Here is a 19,824-nt window from a genome sequence, read left to right as displayed (position 1 = left end):
AAGGTGCTTCAGGGGCGACATTATAACCGCTGTCGCAGGGATCACCATACAAGTGCCCAAAGCGGCAACGGATTGTTAGAATGCAGGCTTCACAGCAGCCAGGGGCAGGTTATGCACATTCATATTCTGGGTATTTGCGGCACTTTCATGGGCGGGCTGGCGATTCTGGCCCGACAACTGGGGTACAGGGTGACCGGCAGCGATGCCAACGTCTACCCGCCGATGAGTACCCAGCTCGAGCAGCAGGGCATCGAACTTATCGAAGGCTATCATCCGGCCCAGCTGGATCCGCTGCCCGATCTGGTGGTGGTGGGCAATGCCATGAGTCGGGGCAACCCCTGTGTGGAAGCGGTGCTCGACCGGCGTATCCCCTATACCTCGGGACCCCAGTGGCTGCTGGAGCACGTGCTGCAAAGTCGTTGGGTGCTCGCGGTGGCCGGTACCCACGGCAAGACCACCACTTCCGGCATGCTGGCCTGGATCCTCGAGGACTGCGGCCTGAACCCCGGCTTTCTGATCGGCGGGGTGCCCGGCAACTTCGAGGTGTCCGCCCGCTTGGGCGAGGCACCCTTTTTCGTGATCGAGGCGGACGAATACGACAGCGCCTTCTTCGACAAGCGCTCCAAGTTCGTGCACTACCGACCAAGCACCCTGATCCTCAACAATCTCGAGTTCGATCATGCGGACATCTTCCCGGATCTGGCGGCGATCCAGCGGCAGTTCCACCACCTGCTGCGAATGGTACCCGGCCATGGCCGCATCCTGATGCCGACCCATGCGCCGGCGCTGGAAGAGGTCAGGGCCATGGGCTGCTGGAGCGAGCTGGAATTCCTGGGCGAGGGCGGCCTCTGGCAGGCGGAGCCCCTGGCCGCCGACGGCAGCCGCTTCACCGTGCTGCTCGAGGGGCGGCCGGTGGGGGAGGTGAGTTGGCCCTGCATCGGCCTGCACAATGTGCATAACGGCCTGATGGCCCTGGCCGCCGCCCGCCACGCCGGGGTGCCGGTGGCACATGCCATCGATGCCCTGTGCCGCTTCGTCCCGCCCAGGCGGCGGATGGAGCTGAAAGGGGAACGGGCCGGTATCCGGGTGTGGGACGATTTCGCCCACCATCCCACCGCCATCCAGACCACCCTGGCCGGGCTCAAGGCCAGTACCACCGAGGGGCGGGTACTGGCGGTGCTGGAGCCTCGTTCCAACACCATGAAAATGGGGGTGCACCAGCAGGAACTGGCAGACTCCCTGCAGCAGGCCGATGCCACCTATCTGTTCCGGCCGGCGGAGCTGTGCTGGGATCTGGCGGCGGTGGCGGCGGCCTGCCCCGGGGGCCGGCTGTTCGATGAGCTGGATGCCCTTGTCGCCGCCCTGGTGGCCGATGCCCGGCCCGGCGATCAGATACTGGTGATGAGCAACGGCAGTTTCGGCGACATCCACGGTCGGCTGCTGGCGGCACTGGAGGCGGCCCATGTCTGCGCCTGAGTATCCGCGCGAGCGGCAGATCACCCTGGCCCTGAGCGGCGCCTCCGGCGCCCCCTATGCCTTGGCGCTGCTGGAACGGCTGCTGACCGCCGGCATCCAGGTGCACCTGCTGGTGTCCGGCGCCGCGCGGGTGGTGCTGGCCACCGAGCAGGGGGAGCAGTGGCCGGGCAAGCCGGCGGCGCTGGCCGCCTGGCTATGCGAGCGCTATAGCGCTGTGCCCGGGCAGATCCGGGTCTACGGCAAGGAGGAGTGGTTCTCGCCGGTGGCTTCGGGCTCGGGGGCGCCCAGGCGGATGGTGATCTGTCCCTGCTCCATGGGCACGGTGGCATCCATCGCGACGGGGGTGTCGGACAACCTGATCGAGCGGGCCGCCGACGTGGTGATCAAGGAGAAGGGACAGCTTATCCTGGTGCCACGGGAAACCCCCTTCTCGGCTCTGCACCTGGAAAACCTGCTCAAGCTGGCCCGCCTCGGGGTCACCATCATGCCGGCGGCGCCGGGTTTCTATCACCAGCCCCAATCCATCGCGGATCTGGTCGATTTCATGGTGGCGCGGATCCTGGATCACCTGGAGCTGGAGCAGGATCTGGTGGCGCGCTGGGGCTACGGCGGCGGAGAAAGCTGACCCGGTATGCAGATTTTCGAGAATTCCGGTAGAATACCGATTTAACAACAGCCGGGTATTTTGGACCCGAACGGAGCGAAAACATGAAACACCGAGTGGACGTCCTGATCAGCACCGAGGAGGTGAACGCCAGGATCCAAGCCCTGGGCGAGCAGATTAACGCGCATTTCGAGGGCGTCGACGAACTGGTGATGGTCGGGCTGCTGCGCGGCTCCTGTGTGTTCATGGCCGATCTGTGCCGCCGGATCGAGCTGCCGGTGCGGCTCGATTTCATGACCGCTTCCAGTTACGGCAGCAGCATGGAGAGCAACCGGGATGTGCGTATCCTCAAGGACCTGGACGATGAGATCCACGACAAGCACGTGCTGATCGTCGAAGACATCATCGATACCGGCTATACCCTGAGCAAGGTGAAAGAGATCCTGTCCCTGCGTAATCCGGCTTCGCTCAGCATCTGTACCCTGCTCGACAAGCCCGAGCGGCGCGAGGTCCAGGTACCGGTGGACTGGGTTGGCTTTACCATCCCCGACGAGTTCGTGGTAGGCTACGGCATCGATTACGCCCAGCGCTATCGCAACCTGCCCTTCATCGGCAGGGTGGTGCCGCTGGAATAAGTCCGGAAAGCCATTTCCCTTCTTGCTAATGTACCTTCATATGCCTGGTCTTTGCCCAGGCATATGTCTTTGATCTGGAGCCAAGCATGACCAAAGCATTGGAGATCGAAGGCCTGCGCAAAACCTACGCCGGTGGCGTGGAGGCGCTCAAGGGCATCGATCTGACCGTGGCGCAGGGCGACTTCTACGCCCTGTTGGGCCCCAACGGGGCCGGCAAGTCCACCACCATCGGCATTATTTCTTCCCTGGTGAACAAGAGTGCGGGCAAGGTGCGGGTGTTCGGTTACGACATCGACACCCGGTTGGAGCAGGCCAAGTCCCAGATAGGGCTGGTACCCCAGGAATTCAACTTCAACCAGTTCGAGAAGGTAGAGCAGATAGTGGTCAACCAGGCCGGACTGTATGGGGTGGAGCGAAAGGAGGCGAAACAACGCGCCGAGCGCTACCTCAAGCAGCTGGACCTGTGGGAGAAGCGGGACCAGCCGGCTCGCGCCCTGTCGGGCGGCATGAAACGCCGGCTGATGATCGCCCGGGCGCTGATGCACGAGCCCCGCCTGCTGATCCTGGATGAGCCCACCGCCGGGGTGGATATCGAGATCCGTCGGGCCATGTGGGATTTCCTCAAGGAGATCAACAGCCAGCAGGGCATTACCATCATCCTCACCACCCACTACCTGGAAGAGGCGGAGATGTTGTGCCGCCATATCGGCATCATCGACAAGGGCCGGCTGGTGGAAAACACCACCATGAAGGGGCTGCTCGGCAAGCTCAACGTGGAAACCTTTATCCTGGATCTGGCTCCCGACTGCCGGGAGCCCTTCCTGTCCGGCTTCAACTGGCAATTGATTGACGATCACACCCTGGAAGTGGAGGTGAAGAAGGAGCAGGGACTCAACGGCGTGTTCGGCCAGCTCAACGAGCAGGGCATCCGGGTACTGAGCATGCGCAACAAAGCCAACCGGCTGGAAGAATTGTTCGTGGCACTGGTCGAACAGGGGAGGAAAGCATGAACGCCAGGCAATATTACATCGCCTTTCGCAGCATACTGCACAAAGAGATAGTGCGTTTTACCCGCATCTGGGTGCAGACCCTGGTGCCGCCGGCCATCACCATGACCCTGTATTTCGTGATCTTCGGCAGCCTGATCGGCAGCCGTATCGGCGAGATGGGCGGTTATTCCTATATGGCCTTTATCGTGCCGGGCCTGATCATGATGTCGGTGATCACCAATTCCTACTCCAACGTGGCCTCGTCCTTCTTCAGCGCCAAGTTCCAGCGCAACGTGGAGGAGCTCCTGGTGGCGCCGGTACCTACCTATGTGATCATCGCCGGCTACGTGGGCGGTGGCGTGGTGCGTGGGCTGGCGGTGGGGCTGATCGTCAGCCTGGTGTCCCTGCTGTTCGTGACCCTGCCGGTGAGCCATCTGTTCAGCATAGTGGCCATCGTCTTCCTGACCTCGGTGCTGTTTTCCCTGGCCGGACTTATCAATGCCATCTTCGCCCGTACCTTCGACGACATCAGCATCATCCCCACCTTCGTGCTGACGCCGTTGACCTACCTGGGCGGGGTCTTCTACTCCATCGAGCTGTTGCCCGGCTTCTGGCAGGGGTTGTCCCATGCCAACCCGGTGTTGTACATGGTAAACGCCTTCCGCTACGGCTTTCTCGGCATCAGCGATGTGCCCCTGAGCCTGGCCTACGGCATCATCCTTGGCTTTATCGCCCTGTTCTACGGCGCCGCCTGGTTCCTGATCCATACCGGACGGGGATTGCGGCACTGAGTCCAAAAGCAGCCGGTTGGCTGCTTTTTTCTGCAACTTGAACTTGCGGCTTCGTGGCTCACGGTAAAAGGGATCGGGCTCATCCGGCACGCCGTGAATACATCCCTGTAGGCTCAGCCGCGCCATCCCTGGCGCGGATGGCCGGCTGACCCCGTTCCCTTTTCCCGTCAACAGTTCGTGTCAGCCTGTTGGCCAGCGACAGACAGCTCCGGTATTCCAAAGGGCACTATTGTCAGACAACACCAATCTATGAAAGAGGTAACAGGGTTGCCGCCACCGACCGTCACATGCCAGGGATGGCGGCCCTGTTGCCTTTTCGCCGGGCCGCAACAGGCCGTCTCGCAAGACCTTAAGGATGGTGAGGGCCTTGATGAAGTCGCATCCTTCGCCCGATATCATTCCGTTTACCAATACCACTGAAGAGAAAAAGGCAGCCAAGCGGCTGCCTTTTTTCTCGAGCTGACGCGGAAAATACGCGTTCAGGCCAGCTGCAGGGGGATGTCCTTGCTGGTGCGCACTATGTTGTTCTGGGCGTCCAGGTACACCAGGCTGGGCTTGTAGCCGGCGATTTGCTGCTCGGTCATGGGCGCATAGGCGCAGATGATGATGCGATCGCCCACCGCGGCCTTGCGGGCGGCGGCGCCGTTCAGGGAAATCATCTTCGAACCCCGCTCGCCGGCGATGGCGTAGGTGTGGAAGCGCTCGCCGTTCTCGATGTTGTAGATGTCGATCTGTTCGTACTCGCGGATATTGACCGCGTCCAGCAGATCCTGATCGATGGCGCAGGAGCCTTCGTAGTTGAGCTCGGCGTGGGTGACCCGGGCCTGGTGCAGCTTGCCCCTGAGCATGATGCGTTGCATATCCATGTTTAGCTTGTCTCCGTAGTTACCGCCTTCAAGGCGTTGACGGCAGGATGGGGGCCTTCTAAGCCGACCGTTGGCGCCAGGGATGGCGCCGTCGAGCCCCCAGGGATAGGTTCACGGCGAGTCGGCGTGAACCTATCCGGCCATGCTGCCGATATCTGCGATAGTGTCAGTGCAACTGCACTACCTGGTTATCTATCAGTCTGGCCTTGCCCAGGAAGGCGGCCATTAAAATCACCGCCGCCCGGCTTTGCTCGCCGAGCGGTGCCAGGGTATCGGCATCGACGATATCGATGCCGTCGGTGCGAAAGCCCGCGCCGTCCAGCCGGGCGGCACCTTCTTTCACCAGCCGATCGAGATCCCGCTCGCCCGCGGCCAGGCGTTCGGCCAGCCGGTGCATGGTGGCGGCCAGCTCGGGAGCCCGGCTCCGCTCGGCGTCGGTCAGGTAACCGTTGCGGGAACTCAGGGCCAGGCCGTCTTCGGCACGCACCGTGGGCACGCCCAGGATCTCCACCGGCAGGTTCAGATCGGCGGTCATTTTACGGATCAGCGCCAGTTGCTGGTAGTCTTTTTCGCCGAAACAGGCCAGATCCGGCTGCACCAGATTGAACAGCTTGCACACCACTGTGCTGACCCCGTCGAAATGGCCCGGGCGCAGGGCCCCTTCCAGCACCTCGGCAATGCCGGGCACCGTCACGGTTGTCTGCGGCTGTTGGCCGGCCGGGTACATCAGCTCGGGAGTGGGGGTAAAGACCAGATCCGCCTGGTGGTCGAGGCGTTCGCAGTCCTGCTCCAGGGTGCGCGGGTAGGCGGCCAGATCGGCGGCCCGGTCGAACTGCAGCGGGTTGACGAAAATGCTGACCACCACCTTGTCGGCCCGGCCCCGGGCCTGGCTGACCAGTTCCAGGTGGCCCTGGTGCAGGTTGCCCATGGTGGGCACGAAGCCGATACGCAGGCCCTGGCGGCGCCAGCCGGTGATCACGGTCCTCAGTTCATCGATGGTACTGACCAGTTGCATCTGTTTTCCTCAGTTGAAACTGTGCTCGGGGCCGGGGAAGCGGCCCTCGGCTACTTCGGCTACATAGGTTTCGATGGCGGCCCTGACGTTGCCGCTCTCGGCCAGGAAGTTCTTGGTGAACTTGGGCACATAGCCGGAAGTCAGCCCCAGGGCGTCCTGCATCACCAGCACCTGGCCGTCGGTCTCGGGGCCGGCGCCGATCCCAATCACCGGGATGCTCAGCGCCCGGCTGATGTCGGCGGCAAGTTTGCTGGGGACGCATTCCAGTACCAGCAACTGCATGCCGGCCGCCTCCAGGACCCTGGCGTGGTGCTTGATCTGCTCGGCCTGCCCGGTCTCGCGTCCCTGCAGCTTGAAGCCGCCGAACACGTGCACCGACTGGGGAGTGAGCCCCAGGTGGCCACACACCGGCACGCCCTGGCGGGTCAGCTGGGTGACGGTGTCCGCCAGCCAGTCTCCTCCTTCCAGCTTGACCATATGGGCTCCGGCCCGCATCAGGGCGGCGGCACTGATACAGGCCTGCTCCGGAGTGTTGTAGCTCATGAACGGCATATCGGCGACGATAAGGGCATTTTTGCTGCCGTTGGCCACACATCGGGTGTGATAGGCGATGTCGTCCACGCTCACCTTGAGGGTGCTGGCCTCGCCCTGCAGCACCATGCCGAGGGAGTCGCCGATCAGGATGGAATGGACCCCGGCCTGCTCGAACAGGGCGGCGAAGGTGGCGTCGTAGGCGGTAATCATGGCGATTTTCTGCCGGGCCTGTTTCATTGCCAGCAGGCGGGCCGTAGTGATTTTGCTCATGGTGGTTTCCTGTTACTGCGCCGGCAACCGGATCATGCCGTTGGGCGGGCATTCCTGCAGCAGCCGGGTCAGGGGCGTGCCGCAGGGCAACACCAGCTCCGGCGCCAGGTCGGCCAGCGGATAAAGCACGAATTCCCTTTGCTTCATGCCGTAGTGGGGAATGGTCAGCCGCTCGTCTTCGATCTGCTGCTCGCCGTAGAGCAGGATGTCCAGATCCAGGGTGCGGGGGCCCCAGCGCTCATCTTTGCGTTCCCGTCCCTGGGCCAGTTCTATCGCCTGCAGGGCGTCGAGCAACGCATGGGGAGACAGGGCGGTGTCGAATACCGACACGCCGTTGACATAGGCCGGTTGATCCGCCGGTCCCATGGGCCGGCTCCGGTACAGCGGTGAATGGCGCAGGCTGCCGGGAGCGGCCAACGCGTCCAGCGCCTGCCGGGCGGCCCCGAGTTGCGCCAGCGGATCGCCGAGGTTGGCGCCGAGGGCGACAAAGACGCGAGTCACGCCTCTTTTCTCCGGCGCGGACGGCGACGGGGGCGCTTGCGTGGCGATTTGCGCGGGGCGTCCTCGGGCCTATCCTCGGCCTGCTCATGGGGCGCCGCCTGGCTCAAGCGTTTCTGGTCGACCGGGTTGGCAGCCTGGAAATCGGTCCACCATTCGGCCAGTTCCTTGAGCCGCGGATCCAGTTCGGCGCGCAGCAGCAGGAAGTCGTAGCCGGCGCGGAACTTGGGGTGTTCCAGCAGCCGATAGGGGCGCTTGCCGGCACGCTTGGGCAGCCGCTCCTGCAGTTGCCAGATGTCGCGCACCACTGAGCTGAAGCGGCGGGGCACGGCCACCGTCTTCACCTGGCGGCCGATCACCTCGTCGGCCGCCAGCATAAAGGCATCGTAATAACCGAGGCCGCCGTCATTGACGAATTCCTGGGTGCGAATTTCCACCGGTCCCCACAGCAGGGCGGCGTAGAGGAAGGCGGGGGTAACCCGTAGGTCCTGGGCGATGCGTTCGTCGGTGTTGGCCAACGCCAGTTCGATAAAACGACCGTAGCGGTTATTGCCCCGTCCCATGACTTCGGCGGTTTCCGGGAACAGAGGGGCGAACAGACCGTAGTGTTGCATCTGGCGATAGGTTTCCAGGCCCTGGCCGGCGAGGAACAACTTGAGGGTTTCCTCGAACAGTCGGGCCGGAGGGATATCGGACAGCAGGGGCGCCAGGCTCTGAATGGGAGCCTCGGTGCGCGGGCTAATCGCCAGATCCAGCTTGGCGGAAAAGCGCACGGCCCTCAGCATGCGCACCGGATCTTCCCGGTAACGGGTTTCGGGATCGCCAATCAGTTCCAGCCGGCGGGCTTCCAGATCCTTGAGGCCACCGGCAAAGCCGAGCACGCTGAAGTCGGCGATATTGTAGTACAGGGCGTTGACGGTGAAATCGCGCCGTTCGGCATCTTCTTCGATGGTGCCGTAGACGTTGTCGCGCAGCAGCATGCCTTCGGAGGACTGGGCCGAGACATGTTTGTTGGTGTTGACCTGATGATGGTGGCCACGGAAGGTGGCCACTTCGATCACGTCCCGACCGAACAGTACATGGGCCAGGCGAAAGCGGCGTCCTACCAGGCGGCAGTTGCTGAAAAGCTGCTTGACCTGTTCAGGGGTGGCGTTGGTGGCGATATCAAAGTCCTTGGGCTGGCGGCCCAACAGCAAGTCACGCACACCGCCGCCGACCAGGTAGGCTTCAAAGCCGGCCTTGTTCAGGCGATACAGTACCTTAAGGGCGTTTTCACTGATTTGTCGGCGCGAAATTCCATGCTGGTCGCGCGTCAGCACCACGGGTTGCAACGGCAACGCCTCCTGTTGTCGGGTGAGCAGCTTTTTACAAAAGCCGGCAATCTGGGAAAAAATAGGACACCTCGCAAGGCCTTAAGCTAAAAAAATCGGCGCACTATGATAGCGCAGGGCGCTGTAAATGCGAACTATCTGCGCAATTCAGCTCTATATGAGGTCCTTTGGGGACCAGTTCGAGTCGCCAGTGTTGCTGGGCCCAGGCCAGCAGTTCGCCGCAATCGGCCTGTTGCAGCTCCGGCGGTGGCCGCTGGCCGAGAAAATTCAGGGCCTGCCAGAGCCGTTGGCCGGCCTGGCGCACAGCCAGGGCCGGGGCATGGTTCTGCTTGGACAGCTTGTGCCCTGACCGCACCGCCAGCGGCAGGTGCAGCCAGCCGGGCTCGGGGGCACCCAGTAGGCGGTAGAGTGCAATCTGGCGCACCGTGGGCTCGAGCAGATCGGCGCCGCGTACCACTTCGGTGATCCCGGCATCCCAGTCGTCGATCACCACCGCCAGGTTGTAGGCGTAAAGACCGTCGCGTCGGTGCACGATAAAGTCTTCTTCCGCCAGGGGCCTGGGCACCTTCACCGTACCCTGCAGAAGATCCTCGAAGCCGTAGACCGGCCGTTCCAGCCGCAGGCGCACCGCCGCGCCCGCGGCGGGGAGAGCCAGTTCCCGGCAGTGGCCGTTATAAAAGCCGCCGGCGTCGGCAATCATCCTCCGGGTGCAATGGCAGTGATAGGTAAGCCCTCGCCTGACCCAGTCATCCAGCACCGCCTGGTAGCGGGCGTGGCGCCGGCTCTGGTACACCAGGGGGCCATCCCAGTGCAGGCCGAAGGCGTCCAGGGTGCGCAGTATGTCGTCGGCGGCACCGGGTATTTCCCGGGGTGGATCCAGATCCTCGATGCGCACCAGCCACAGTCCCCGGTTGGCTTTGGCCTGCAGGTAGCTGCCGAGGGCGGCAATCAGGGAACCGAAATGAAGGGGACCGCTGGGCGAGGGAGCAAAGCGCCCAATATAGCGGTCGGGCGCGGTGTTGGTCATAGAGGTAAGGCCGGTTTAGTAACCGGCCATCTGTTTTTCCTTGATCTCGGCCAGGGTCTTGCAATCGATGCACAGATCGGCGGTAGGACGGGCTTCGAGCCGGCGGATACCGATTTCGACACCGCAATGCTCGCAATAACCGAAATCGTCATCGTCGATTTTTTGCAGGGTTTTCTCGATCTTCTTGATCAGTTTGCGTTCCCGATCGCGGGCCCGCAGCTCGAGGGCGAATTCTTCTTCCTGGGCGGCCCTGTCCACCGGATCGGGGAAGTTGGCGGCCTCGTCTTTCATGTGGCCGACGGTGCGATCCACTTCTTCGCGCAATTGATTGCGCCAGGCACCCAGAATCTTGCGGAAGTGCGTTTTCTGCGCTTCGTTCATGTATTCTTCGTCGGGCTTCGCCTGGTAGGGCTCAACACCGGCAATAGCCAGAATACCGAGAGATTTTTTGGTTTCGACTGCTGGCATTCCGTATCTCCTAAAAAGCAATATTGCGCCAACCAAATTCAAGAAGCGGCTATCTATAGCAGAAAGCATATTAACAAGGCAATTTTGCGTTGTGATTTCTGCTGCAGTTGCTCCTTAAATACGACCGTGGCCACTTCTTTTATCTTCAACAAAACGACGAAAGAGAGCGGCAACTCTTTGGTGAGCCCTCCATATGGGGACGAGGAATGGCATTTTCAAGAGTGGAGCCGGTACTGCTGCTGCGGTTACCATCGCACTCTATTTATGAACTATAGGTACAATTGTGCAGTTTTCCTCTCCTTTATGTGGTGGGCGCCTGGTCCGTCGCTACAAGCGTTTCCTGGCAGACGTGATCCACCAGGGCCATCTCCTGACCCTGCATTGCCCCAATACGGGCCGGATGACCGGTTGTGCCGGGCCGGACTGGCCGGTGTATTTTTCCACCTCGGACAATCCCGGGCGCAAGTATGCCCACACCTGGGAACTGACGGAGAATCCCGAGGGACAGCTGATTTGTGTCAATACCGCCCGGGCCAATCAGTTGGTGGCCGAAGCGCTGGCCCAGGGGAGGATCCCGGAACTATCCGGTTATTCAAGGATTCGGGCGGAAGTGCGCTACGGTGATGAGGGCAGCCGTATCGATTTCCTGTTGGGAGGCGGAGCGGCAGCGGACTGCTACGTAGAGGTCAAGAGCGTGACCCTGCTGGAGCGGGACGGTCAGGGTTATTTCCCGGATACCGTGAGCGAGCGGGCCCAGAAGCATGTGCGCGAGTTGATTGCCTGTGCCCGCGCCGGGCAGCGGGCGGTGATGTTGTTCTGTGTGTTGCATACCGGGATCGAGCGGGTCAGCCCGGCCCGCCATCTGGATCCGGCCTATGGCCGGCTGATCGACGAGGCGCTGGCGGCGGGAGTGGAATGTCTGGCCTGGCGGGCCAGGATCGGTACCGAAGGCATGCAGCTGATCCGGGCGTTGCCCTTTATTCCCTGAGCGGCCAGGCCTGCAGGCGGTCGTAGACCGGGCCCTGTCCGGTCGGGGTGGCGCGATACAGGCACAACTGTTCGGGTCTGAAGCCTATCGGTTCGATGTCCGGCAGGGTTTCGCCGCTACAGTGGCGGTACAGGGTAATATGAGGCCGGAATGCCTTGTGGGGCGGTCCTATGCCGAGGCTGGCACAGTACTGGGCCATCGCCTCGGCCAACTGCGCCAGCGCCTCGGGCACCCGGGTCGGACCTATCCAGACCACGCCGGCCCGGGAAAAACAGCCCAGACGGTCCAGGCTCAGGTTGAAAGCGGGCAAGGGGTGCTTGCCGAGCCGTCTTGTCAGTGCCTGCTGTCGCGTGGTCTCGGTATGGCCGAGAAAACGCAGGGTAAGGTGGAACTGATGGGCAGGGATCCTCCGCCCGGGCAGCCTCAGCCGGTCTTGCAGGCCGCTCAGGGCGGGAGCCAGCGCGTCGGCGGGAAAGGCCAGAAACAGCCGGTTGTCGGGCTCGTTCATCGGCATAGTCCTTTGCAGAGGCTTTTGGCACAATATAACGGTTTTCAGCCAGTCAGGTAACAGCGTGAATCAACTTCCAATCGTCGAGGCCCTGCCACAGCTGCAACTGGCGCTGGCGGCGTCCCGTATCATTATCGAAGCGCCGCCCGGCGCCGGTAAATCCACCTGGCTGCCGCTCTGGCTGCTGGAGCAGGCGGAGATCCGGGGTCGTATCATCATGCTGGAGCCACGCCGGCTCGCGACCCGTACCATCGCCCAGTATCTGGCGCAGCAGTTGGGGGAGACCCCGGGCGGGCGGGTGGGCTACCGGATGCGCGGTGAAAGCCGGAGCGGCAAGCATACCCGGCTGGAGGTGGTGACAGAGGGGGTATTGACCCGGATGCTGCAGGCGGACCCCGAGCTTGAAGGGGTGGGGTTGCTGATCTTCGACGAGTTCCACGAGCGCAGCCTGCAGGCCGACCTGGCCCTGGCCTTCGCGCTGGAATGCCAAGCCCTGCGGGAGGATCTGAAAATTCTGGTCATGTCCGCCACCCTGGAGGGGCTGGCGCTGGAGCGGCTGCTGCCCGATGCGGTGGCGGTCCGCAGCGCCGGCCGCAGTTTCCCGGTCGCGCTCGAGTACCAGCCCCGCAGCCAGCACAGCCGGCTGGAAGAAGCGATGGGGCGGGCGACACTGGCGGCCCTCAGCCAGCATGAGGGCAGCGTGTTGGCCTTTCTGCCCGGTGAGCGGGAAATCCGCGCTACCCGGGATTGGCTCGTCGACAAGGTGGCCGATGGGGTCGAGCTCAGGCCCCTCTATGGCCGGCTGACCCTGGCCGAGCAGCAGGCGGCGATTGCGCCGGCGGTGGCGGGTCGGCGCAAGGTAGTGCTGGCCACCAATGTGGCGGAAACGTCCCTCACCATAGACGGCATCAGCATAGTGGTGGACTCGGGCCTGGAACGCCAGGCCCAGTTCGATCCCGAGGCCGGCATCACCCGGCTGCTGAGCCGGCAGATAGGCCAGGCGTCCGCCACCCAGCGGGCCGGGCGGGCTGGACGGCTGGGGCCCGGCGTCTGCCTGCGGCTATGGGCCCGGGAGCAACAGGAGCGGCTGGCGGCCCGGCGGCCGGCGGAAATAGAACAGAGCTGCCTGGCCGGTTTTGTGCTGGAATGCGCCGCCTGGGGGGCCGATCCCGAAGGTTTGCCTCTGCTGACGCCGCCTCCGGCCCCGCTACTGGCGGCGGCCCGACGACAGTTGGCGGAGCTGGGGTTGCTACACGGCTCCCAGTTGAGCCCGCTCGGGCGGCGGGTCTGGCAGTTGGGGGCCGAGCCCTGGCTGGGCCAGTTGCTGCTCACCGCCCTCGACTGGCAACGGCAGGGGAGGGCGGGCGCCCTGGCCGACGCCGTCTACCTGGTGGCCCTGCTGGAAGAAGGTCGGCTGGAGGACGGTCCCCTGTCGGGGCAGATACTGGCCCGACAGGGGCGGCTGAAACCGGTGGCCGAACGCTGGTTCGGGCGGCTGGAACAGCCCTCCGCCGCGCCGGGTGGTCATTACCTGGGGCCCCTGCTGGCCAATGCCCGGCCGGAATGGGTAGGGTTGCTGCGCCAGCAGGGCCGCTACGCCCTGGCCGGCGGCCTGAGTGCCGACCTGCCGCAGGGCAGCCCCCTGCTCGGCAAGGCCATGCTGGCGGTGGCGGCCCTGGGGCGCGGCGAGCGGGGTGTCTTTATCCAGGGGGCCGAGCCGGTCACCCAAGAGCAGTTGCGCCAGTGCGTGCCCGAACGTTTCGAGGAGCGCCAGCAGTTGCAGTGGGATAATGAAGCCAACCGGGTGCGGGCCGAGCGCCAGTGGTGCTTCGGCAAGCTGGTGCTGCAGCGCAGCCCCCTGCACGAGGTCAGTCCCGAGCAGCGCGCCCGCTGCCTGCTGGATGAGCTGGTGCGCCGCGGCTGGACGGCGCTGCCGTTGGACGAGGAAGTCTGCCAGTACTGGCTCAGATTGAAGCTGGCCGGACAGAAGCTGGCCGACTGCGGCTTCCCCTCCTGTGACGAGGCCCAGTGGCTGGCGGAGGCAGAACGGTGGCTGCTGCCTTACCTGACGGGGCTCGGCCGCTGGGAAGAGCTGGGCCGGCTGAACTGGCTCGGCATATTTAAGAGTCGGTTGGACTGGTCACAACAGCAATTGCTGGATACCCTGCTACCCGGCCACCTCGAATTGGCCACCGGCACCCGGGCCGCCATCCGCTACCGGGAAGAAGAGGATCCCGTGTTGCCGGTGCGGCTGCAGGAGATGTTCGGCCAGTCGGATACGCCCGAGCTGGCGCGCGGACGGGTGCCGCTGGTGCTGGAATTGTTGTCGCCGGCGCGGCGCCCGCTGCAGGTCACCCGGGATCTGGCCGCCTTCTGGGCCGGATCCTACCAGGATGTGAAAAAAGAGATGAAGGGGCGTTACCCCAAACACGTGTGGCCCGAGGATCCTGCCAATACGGCACCGACCCGGCACACCAAGAGGCAGATGAAGCACTGATTATGGCAAAACAGACCCGAACCCGTAAATCAACCAAAAAGCCCGTAAAAAAGCGCCGTTCATGGTGGGGCCTGCTGTTCAAGCTCGGCCTGGCGCTTGCCGTGCTGCTCGGAATCTTCGGTATTTATCTGGACAGCCAGGTGCGGGAGCGCTTCGAGGGCCAGAAGTGGGCGTTGCCCGCGCTGGTCTACAGCCGGCCGCTGGAACTGTTTCCGGGGCAGAAGCTGTCCCACCAGCAGATGCTGCGCGAGCTGCAGCTGCTGAATTACCGCAAGGTGGCCAGCCCCAGCCGGCCCGGCGAGTACGCGGTGACCAATAACCGTATCGAAATCCACCGTCGTCCCTTCAATTTTTCCGACGGCGCCGAAGCGGCCCGCTCCATTCTGCTGACCTTCGACGGCCAGCGGTTGGCGCGGATGCAGAATCCGGCCAACGGTCGGGAGCTGGGTTATGCCCGCATGGATCCTGTGCTGCTCGACCGGCTCAATGTGGAGCAGCGGGAGGACCGGCTGCTGGTGCGGCTGGATCAGGTACCGGAACTGCTGGTCACCGCCCTGCTGACGGTAGAGGACCGGGATTTCTACCGCCACGACGGGGTTTCTCCCCTGGCGATCATGCGTGCCCTGGTGGTCAACCTCAAGGCCGGTCGTACCGTACAGGGTGGCAGCACCCTGACCCAACAGCTGGCCAAGAACTTCTTTCTCACTCAGGATCGCAGCCTGTGGCGCAAGGTGCAGGAAGCCTATATGGCGCTGATCATCGACTTCCGCTATGAGAAGGACGAGATCCTGGAAGCCTACCTGAACGAAGTCTATCTGGGTCAGAATGGATCTCAGGGGGTGTATGGATTCGGACTGGCCAGCTACTTCTATTTTGGCCTGCCCCTGAACGAACTCAACCCGGACCAGATAGCCTTGATGGTGGCCCTGGTTAAGGGGCCGTCCTTCTACGATCCCTGGCGCAATCCGGACCGGGCTCAGGAGCGGCGGGACCTGGTATTGCGCCTGCTGGCCAATGAAGGCCATATCGATCGTGATACCTACGAGCAAGCCAGCAGCAACCCCCTGCAACTGATCGAGCGGGGACGCATGGGCTATGGTCGCACCCCGGCTTTCATGGGCATGCTGCGCCAGGAGTTGCGCGAGCGTTTCGGTGCCGACTTCCTCAGGCAGAACGGGCTCAAGATCTTCAGCAGCCTGGATCCTATCGCCCAGCACAGCGCCGAGCAGGCCGTGGTGGAGCAGCTCAAGCAGCTCAGGGCCAATACCAAGCGCGATGATCTGGAAGCGGCGGTGGTGGTGTCCAACTGGCGCAAGGGCGAGGTCAGCGCTGTGGTCGGCGGCGCCGATCCCAGCTTCGCCGGCTTCAACCGGGCCTTGGCGGCGCGCCGGCCCATCGGCTCCCTGATCAAGCCGCCGGTGTTTGCGGAGGCCCTGGCCAACGGTTATACCCTGGCTAGCCCGCTCAAGGATGAACCCATCAGCCTGCGCAGCGATGCGGGTCAGGTGTGGCGGCCCAACAATTACGACCGCCGGTTCCGCGGCCAGGTGATGCTGTACGATGCCCTGGCCAAGTCCCTGAACGTGCCGACGGTGAACCTGGGTATGGCTATCGGGCTGGATAAGGTGGTCGATGGCCTCAAGCGACTGGGGGTGCAGCAGCCGATCCAGGCCTATCCGTCATTGCTGCTAGGCACCCTGGAACTGACGCCGCTGGAGGTCAACCAGCTGTATCTGAGCCTGGCCAACCAGGGGCTTTACCAGCCACTGACCTCCATTAGAGCCATTCAGGACGAGCATGGAGAGTTACTGTATCAGCACAGCGCCCGAGCGGTGCGGGTGCTGGAGCCGGAAGCCGGTTACCTGGCGCTCTATGCCATGACCAAGGTGGTGGGCGGCGGCACCGGTGCCCACCTGGCGGCCCGTTTCCCCAACCGGGTGATGGCGGGCAAGACCGGCACCACCAATGATCTGCGGGATACCTGGTATGCGGGTCTGGATAACGAAGAACTGGTCAGCGTCTGGGTAGGGCGTGACGACAATGGCGTGACCGGCCTGACCGGCGCCAGCGGCGCCCTGCGGGTCTACAGCCGTTACCTGGACGGACGTGGGGTCGACTCCCTGGAACTGACGGCCCCTGCCGGTATCGATCAGGTCAACTTTGCGGTACGTGACGGTCAGCCAGCCGATCCGCGTTGCGAGCAGACCCTGTTGCTGCCGGCCAAGGCCGCCAGCCTGCCGGGGATCCGCGACTGCCGCCCGGCGGCACCGGTGCCGCAGCCCCAACGACCTTCCTCGGGGGAGCCGATCAGCGACTGGCTGCGGGACATTTTCAATTTCGCCCGATAAGCAGGGTGAAAGGCGCCATCTCTGTATATGCTCAATAGTATGGAGATGGAGGATCTGCCCATGTTTTCTTTTCATCACGTTACCCTGAGCGTGCGGGACCTGTCCGTGGCGGAGGGGTTCTATAAAGGGCTGGGATTCGAGCCGGTCTACCGCTGGCAGGATGCGGAAGGCCGACTGCAGATCTGTCACTTGCGGCTGGGGCAGGCTCTGCTGGAGCTTTACTGTTTCCGTCCGGAGGAAGAAGCCGAGCTGTCCGCCATCCCGCCCTGGGCCAACGGCTTTCGATTGGGACTGCGTCACTTTGCCCTACAGGTGGACGATCTGGATCGGGCGTTGAGTGCGTTGCACGGCGCCGGCATGCTGACCGACAAGCCTTCCCCGGTGCAGGGGCAGACCTGCTCCCGCTACGTGTTCATTCTGGATCCGGATGGTAACAGCGTGGAGTTGCTGGAAGGGCCGCTGGTGGAGATCCAGCGGCCGGAGTAGTGCGGCTTAGCCTTTCAGGGCCGCGAAGGCCCGATCGGCGGCGGCCAGGGTATGGGTCAGTTCCCGGTCTCCATGGGCCAGGGACATGAAGCCCGCCTCGAAGGCACTGGGCGCCAGGTAGACGCCTTCTTCCAGCATCAGATGGAAGAAGCGCTTGAACGCCTCCAGATCGCAGCGGGTCACCTGCTCGTAGCGGCTGATCTCCTTCTCCTCGGTAAAGAAGAAGCCGAACATGGCGCCCACCCGGGTGGTGGTGAAGGGGATGCCGTGCCTGTCGGCCGCCGCCTGCAGCCCTTCCACCAGGGTGCGGGTCTTCTGCTCCAGCGCTTCGTACACACCCGGCTGGCTGATGGCATCGAGGGTGGCCAGGCCGGCGGCCATGGCCACCGGGTTGCCGGACAGGGTGCCGGCCTGGTAGACGGGGCCGGTGGGCGCCAGGTGTTCCATCACGTCACGGCGCCCCCCAAAGGCACCGACCGGCATGCCGCCACCGATGATCTTGCCGAGGGTGGTGAGGTCCGGTTTGACCCCGTAGCGCTGCTGGGCTCCGCCCAGGGCGGCGCGGAACCCGCACATTACCTCGTCGAAAATCAGCAGGGCACCGTACTGGTCGCAGAGGGCGCGAAGGCCTTCGAGGAAACCGGGGACGGGGGGGATACAGTTCATATTGCCGGCCACCGGCTCGACGATGATACAGGCGATGTCTGCAGGAGCCGCTGCGAAGGCGGCCTTGACCGACTCCAGGTCGTTGAAGGTGCAGGTCAGGGTGTGTTTGGCGAAGTCGGCCGGCACTCCCGGGGAATTAGGCTGGCCCAGGGTGAGGGCGCCGGAGCCGGCCTTGACCAGCAGGCAGTCGGCGTGGCCGTGGTAGCAGCCTTCGAACTTGAGGATCTTGTCCCGGCCGGTAAAGCCCCGGGCCAGACGGATGGCGCTCATGGTGGCCTCGGTACCGGAGTTGACCATACGCACCTGTTCCATAGAGGGCACCAGCTTGTTCACTCTTTCCGCCATGGTCACCTCGACGCCGGTGGGGGCGCCGTAGCTCAGGCCGCGGGAAACGGCTTCGATGACCGCATCGCGCACCACAGGGGCATTGTGGCCGAGGATCATGGGGCCCCAGGAGCCGATATAATCAACGTAGGATTGGCCATCCACATCGAAAATATAGGCGCCGTCGGCCCGCTCGATAAAGCGTGGAGTGCCGCCCACGCCGTTGAAAGCGCGTACCGGGGAGTTGACGCCACCCGGGATCACCCGGCGGGCTTGGGCAAACAAATCGTCGGACTTGGACATGTCGGTATCCTTTGAATAGGTCAGAGGTGGCGCGTGCGGCCAGGGTGGCCAGACTATAGCAAAAAGCGAGCAGGCCGAGAATGGTGGCGGTTTGTCGCTGGTGCCATGACCGGGGCTTTGGCACAATCCGCCGCTGTGTTTATTGGGAGCCGTCTATGAACAAGCCGCTTGACCCTCGTATCCTGATCGCGTCTCTGGCGTTAAACCTGCTGCTTGCCGGCGTTACCGTGTATTTTGGGCTGCGCTATCAGGAGCAAAGTCGGCAAATCGAATCTGGCTTGCAGCAGGCGGAGCGGCATCGGCAGGAAATGCTGGGCCTGAGGGTGGACATGCAGGCTCTGCTGAGTGCCGAGAGCAGCCAGTTGGCGCAGTTGGAGCTGCAGTCCCGGCAACTGGCCGAACAGGCCCAGCAACTGGCCCTGTATCGGCAGGTATTGGCTCCGGACGAAGGTCCCGGACTGTTGCTGGCCCAGGAGGACATAGCGGCACTGGGAGAGCCGGGGCTGTTCAGTTACCGGCTGGTGCTGCTGCAACCGGGCAGTGCCGGAAACCGGGTCATGGGACAGGCCCGGCTGCAGGTGCGGGCGGTGCAGGACGGGCGTGCCGTGACCCTGGATGACGATGCCCTGGGGGTGGCGCCGGTGACCCTGGATTTCCGCCATTTCCAGGTGCTCTCCGGTCAATTGCGACTGCCTTCCGAAACCCGGGCGCAGACCCTGGAAGTGCGCTTGGAACTGGGTGACAACCGTCGGCGCACCCTGAGTCTGAACTGGCCGATACCGGACAATACTTGAACTGTTTACTCGGGTATTAGATAATTTTGAGCGACAACCAACCCCAAGAGGTAGTGATGAGCGATGCAATCCCCTTGCCGATCCAGATGAGTGATTCGGCAGCCAACAAGATTAAAGCCCTGATTTGCGAAGAGGAAAATCCCGAGCTCAGGCTCAGGGTCTATATCACCGGCGGTGGTTGTTCCGGCTTTCAATACGGTTTTACCTTCGATGAAAAAACCAACGACGGTGATACCGTGATCGAGAAAAACGGGGTCATCATGGTGGTCGATGCCATGAGTCTGCAATATCTGATGGGCGGTACCGTCGATTATGTCGAAGGCCTGGAGGGTTCCCGCTTCCTGGTCACCAACCCCAACGCTACCAGTACCTGTGGTTGCGGCTCATCCTTCAGTGTTTGAGGCGA

20 protein-coding genes are annotated in these 19,824 nt (G+C 63.3%); 11 read left to right on the top strand and 9 right to left on the bottom strand.

All coding sequences use genetic code 11. The annotated features are described in order from the left end of the window. Positions 1-111 precede the first annotated feature (111 nt). The 5 genes from mpl to ACEVBK_RS17875 all read left to right on the top strand — a co-directional run bounded on the left by mpl (position 112) and on the right by ACEVBK_RS17875 (position 4,495). Entirely contained in the window at positions 112-1,476 is a 1,365-nt protein-coding gene (mpl, locus tag ACEVBK_RS17895) for a UDP-N-acetylmuramate:L-alanyl-gamma-D-glutamyl-meso-diaminopimelate ligase (protein WP_375056249.1), read from the top strand. Beyond that, positions 1,463-2,101 (top strand): flavin prenyltransferase UbiX, encoded by a 639-nt coding sequence (locus ACEVBK_RS17890; protein ID WP_375056247.1) that lies wholly within the window; start codon positions 1,463-1,465, stop codon positions 2,099-2,101. Before mpl ends, ACEVBK_RS17890 begins: the two co-directional genes overlap by 14 nt. 83 nt (positions 2,102-2,184) lie before the next feature. After that, positions 2,185-2,715, top strand: a complete 531-nt coding sequence (gene hpt / locus ACEVBK_RS17885) for a hypoxanthine phosphoribosyltransferase (protein WP_375056246.1) — start codon at positions 2,185-2,187, stop codon at positions 2,713-2,715. Between the two features lie 86 nt (positions 2,716-2,801). Continuing rightward, complete coding sequence (locus ACEVBK_RS17880) at positions 2,802-3,725, top strand: ABC transporter ATP-binding protein (RefSeq protein WP_375056245.1); 924 nt, start codon at positions 2,802-2,804, stop codon at positions 3,723-3,725. Continuing rightward, positions 3,722-4,495 (top strand): ABC transporter permease, encoded by a 774-nt coding sequence (locus ACEVBK_RS17875; protein WP_375056244.1) that lies wholly within the window; start codon positions 3,722-3,724, stop codon positions 4,493-4,495. Before ACEVBK_RS17880 ends, ACEVBK_RS17875 begins: the two co-directional genes overlap by 4 nt. Positions 4,496-4,974: 479 nt before the next feature. Here the strand turns inward: ACEVBK_RS17875 and panD are convergent, their stop codons facing one another. From panD to dksA, 7 genes are all read right to left on the bottom strand, one after another. Further along, positions 4,975-5,355 (bottom strand): aspartate 1-decarboxylase, encoded by a 381-nt coding sequence (gene panD / locus ACEVBK_RS17870; protein WP_375058601.1) that lies wholly within the window; start codon positions 5,353-5,355, stop codon positions 4,975-4,977. A 172-nt stretch (positions 5,356-5,527) separates the two neighbouring features. Next, the gene (panC, locus tag ACEVBK_RS17865; protein ID WP_375056243.1) at positions 5,528-6,376 is read right to left on the bottom strand and encodes a pantoate--beta-alanine ligase; all 849 of its coding nucleotides are present in this window, start codon (positions 6,374-6,376) and stop codon (positions 5,528-5,530) included. A 9-nt stretch (positions 6,377-6,385) separates the two neighbouring features. Further along, positions 6,386-7,180 carry a 3-methyl-2-oxobutanoate hydroxymethyltransferase gene (gene panB, locus ACEVBK_RS17860; RefSeq protein ID WP_375056242.1) on the bottom strand — a complete coding sequence of 265 codons (795 nt, stop codon included), beginning with the start codon at positions 7,178-7,180 and terminating at the stop codon, positions 6,386-6,388. Between the two features lie 12 nt (positions 7,181-7,192). Continuing rightward, a complete protein-coding gene (folK, locus tag ACEVBK_RS17855) occupies positions 7,193-7,681 on the bottom strand; it encodes a 2-amino-4-hydroxy-6-hydroxymethyldihydropteridine diphosphokinase (RefSeq protein WP_375056241.1) in 489 nt (162 codons plus the stop codon). Continuing rightward, on the bottom strand, positions 7,678-9,009 hold the full coding sequence (gene pcnB / locus ACEVBK_RS17850; RefSeq protein ID WP_375058600.1) for a polynucleotide adenylyltransferase PcnB: 1,332 nt from the start codon (positions 9,007-9,009) through the stop codon (positions 7,678-7,680). The genes folK and pcnB overlap by 4 nt, the downstream gene beginning before the upstream one ends. A 103-nt stretch (positions 9,010-9,112) precedes the next feature. Then, complete coding sequence (gene gluQRS / locus ACEVBK_RS17845; RefSeq protein WP_375056240.1) at positions 9,113-10,036, bottom strand: tRNA glutamyl-Q(34) synthetase GluQRS; 924 nt, start codon at positions 10,034-10,036, stop codon at positions 9,113-9,115. 15 nt (positions 10,037-10,051) lie between these two features. Then, entirely contained in the window at positions 10,052-10,504 is a 453-nt protein-coding gene (dksA, locus tag ACEVBK_RS17840; protein ID WP_375056239.1) for an RNA polymerase-binding protein DksA, read from the bottom strand. Between the two features lie 283 nt (positions 10,505-10,787). Between dksA and sfsA the strand changes: the two genes are divergently transcribed. Then, the gene (gene sfsA, locus ACEVBK_RS17835) at positions 10,788-11,492 is read left to right on the top strand and encodes a DNA/RNA nuclease SfsA (protein WP_375056238.1); all 705 of its coding nucleotides are present in this window, start codon (positions 10,788-10,790) and stop codon (positions 11,490-11,492) included. Here sfsA and thpR read toward each other — a convergent pair. Further along, on the bottom strand, positions 11,482-12,000 hold the full coding sequence (gene thpR / locus ACEVBK_RS17830; protein ID WP_375056237.1) for an RNA 2',3'-cyclic phosphodiesterase: 519 nt from the start codon (positions 11,998-12,000) through the stop codon (positions 11,482-11,484). The genes sfsA and thpR overlap by 11 nt on opposite strands. Before the next feature lie 64 nt (positions 12,001-12,064). On the opposite strand from thpR, the gene hrpB reads away from it, so the two are divergent. Genes hrpB through ACEVBK_RS17815 form a run of 3 tightly spaced genes read left to right on the top strand, consistent with a single transcriptional unit; the run spans position 12,065 to position 17,331 of the window. Beyond that, on the top strand, positions 12,065-14,497 hold the full coding sequence (gene hrpB, locus ACEVBK_RS17825) for an ATP-dependent helicase HrpB (protein WP_375056236.1): 2,433 nt from the start codon (positions 12,065-12,067) through the stop codon (positions 14,495-14,497). Between the two features lie 2 nt (positions 14,498-14,499). Then, positions 14,500-16,845, top strand: coding sequence for a penicillin-binding protein 1B (gene mrcB, locus ACEVBK_RS17820; RefSeq protein WP_375056235.1), 2,346 nt, complete (start codon positions 14,500-14,502; stop codon positions 16,843-16,845). Positions 16,846-16,905: 60 nt separating this feature from the next. Then, entirely contained in the window at positions 16,906-17,331 is a 426-nt protein-coding gene (locus ACEVBK_RS17815) for a VOC family protein (protein WP_375056234.1), read from the top strand. A 6-nt stretch (positions 17,332-17,337) separates the two neighbouring features. Here the strand turns inward: ACEVBK_RS17815 and hemL are convergent, their stop codons facing one another. After that, complete coding sequence (gene hemL, locus ACEVBK_RS17810; protein ID WP_375056233.1) at positions 17,338-18,624, bottom strand: glutamate-1-semialdehyde 2,1-aminomutase; 1,287 nt, start codon at positions 18,622-18,624, stop codon at positions 17,338-17,340. 155 nt (positions 18,625-18,779) lie between these two features. On the opposite strand from hemL, the gene ACEVBK_RS17805 reads away from it, so the two are divergent. Beyond that, a complete protein-coding gene (locus tag ACEVBK_RS17805) occupies positions 18,780-19,418 on the top strand; it encodes a DUF6776 family protein (protein ID WP_375056232.1) in 639 nt (212 codons plus the stop codon). 56 nt (positions 19,419-19,474) lie between these two features. Next, a complete protein-coding gene (gene erpA / locus ACEVBK_RS17800) occupies positions 19,475-19,819 on the top strand; it encodes an iron-sulfur cluster insertion protein ErpA (RefSeq protein ID WP_375056231.1) in 345 nt (114 codons plus the stop codon). Positions 19,820-19,824: the final 5 nt, after the last annotated feature.

The sequence above is a fragment of the Zobellella sp. DQSA1 genome (assembly GCF_041950555.1).
Classification (GTDB): domain Bacteria; phylum Pseudomonadota; class Gammaproteobacteria; order Enterobacterales; family Aeromonadaceae; genus Oceanimonas.
This window is presented reverse-complemented; position numbering and strand designations above follow the sequence as displayed.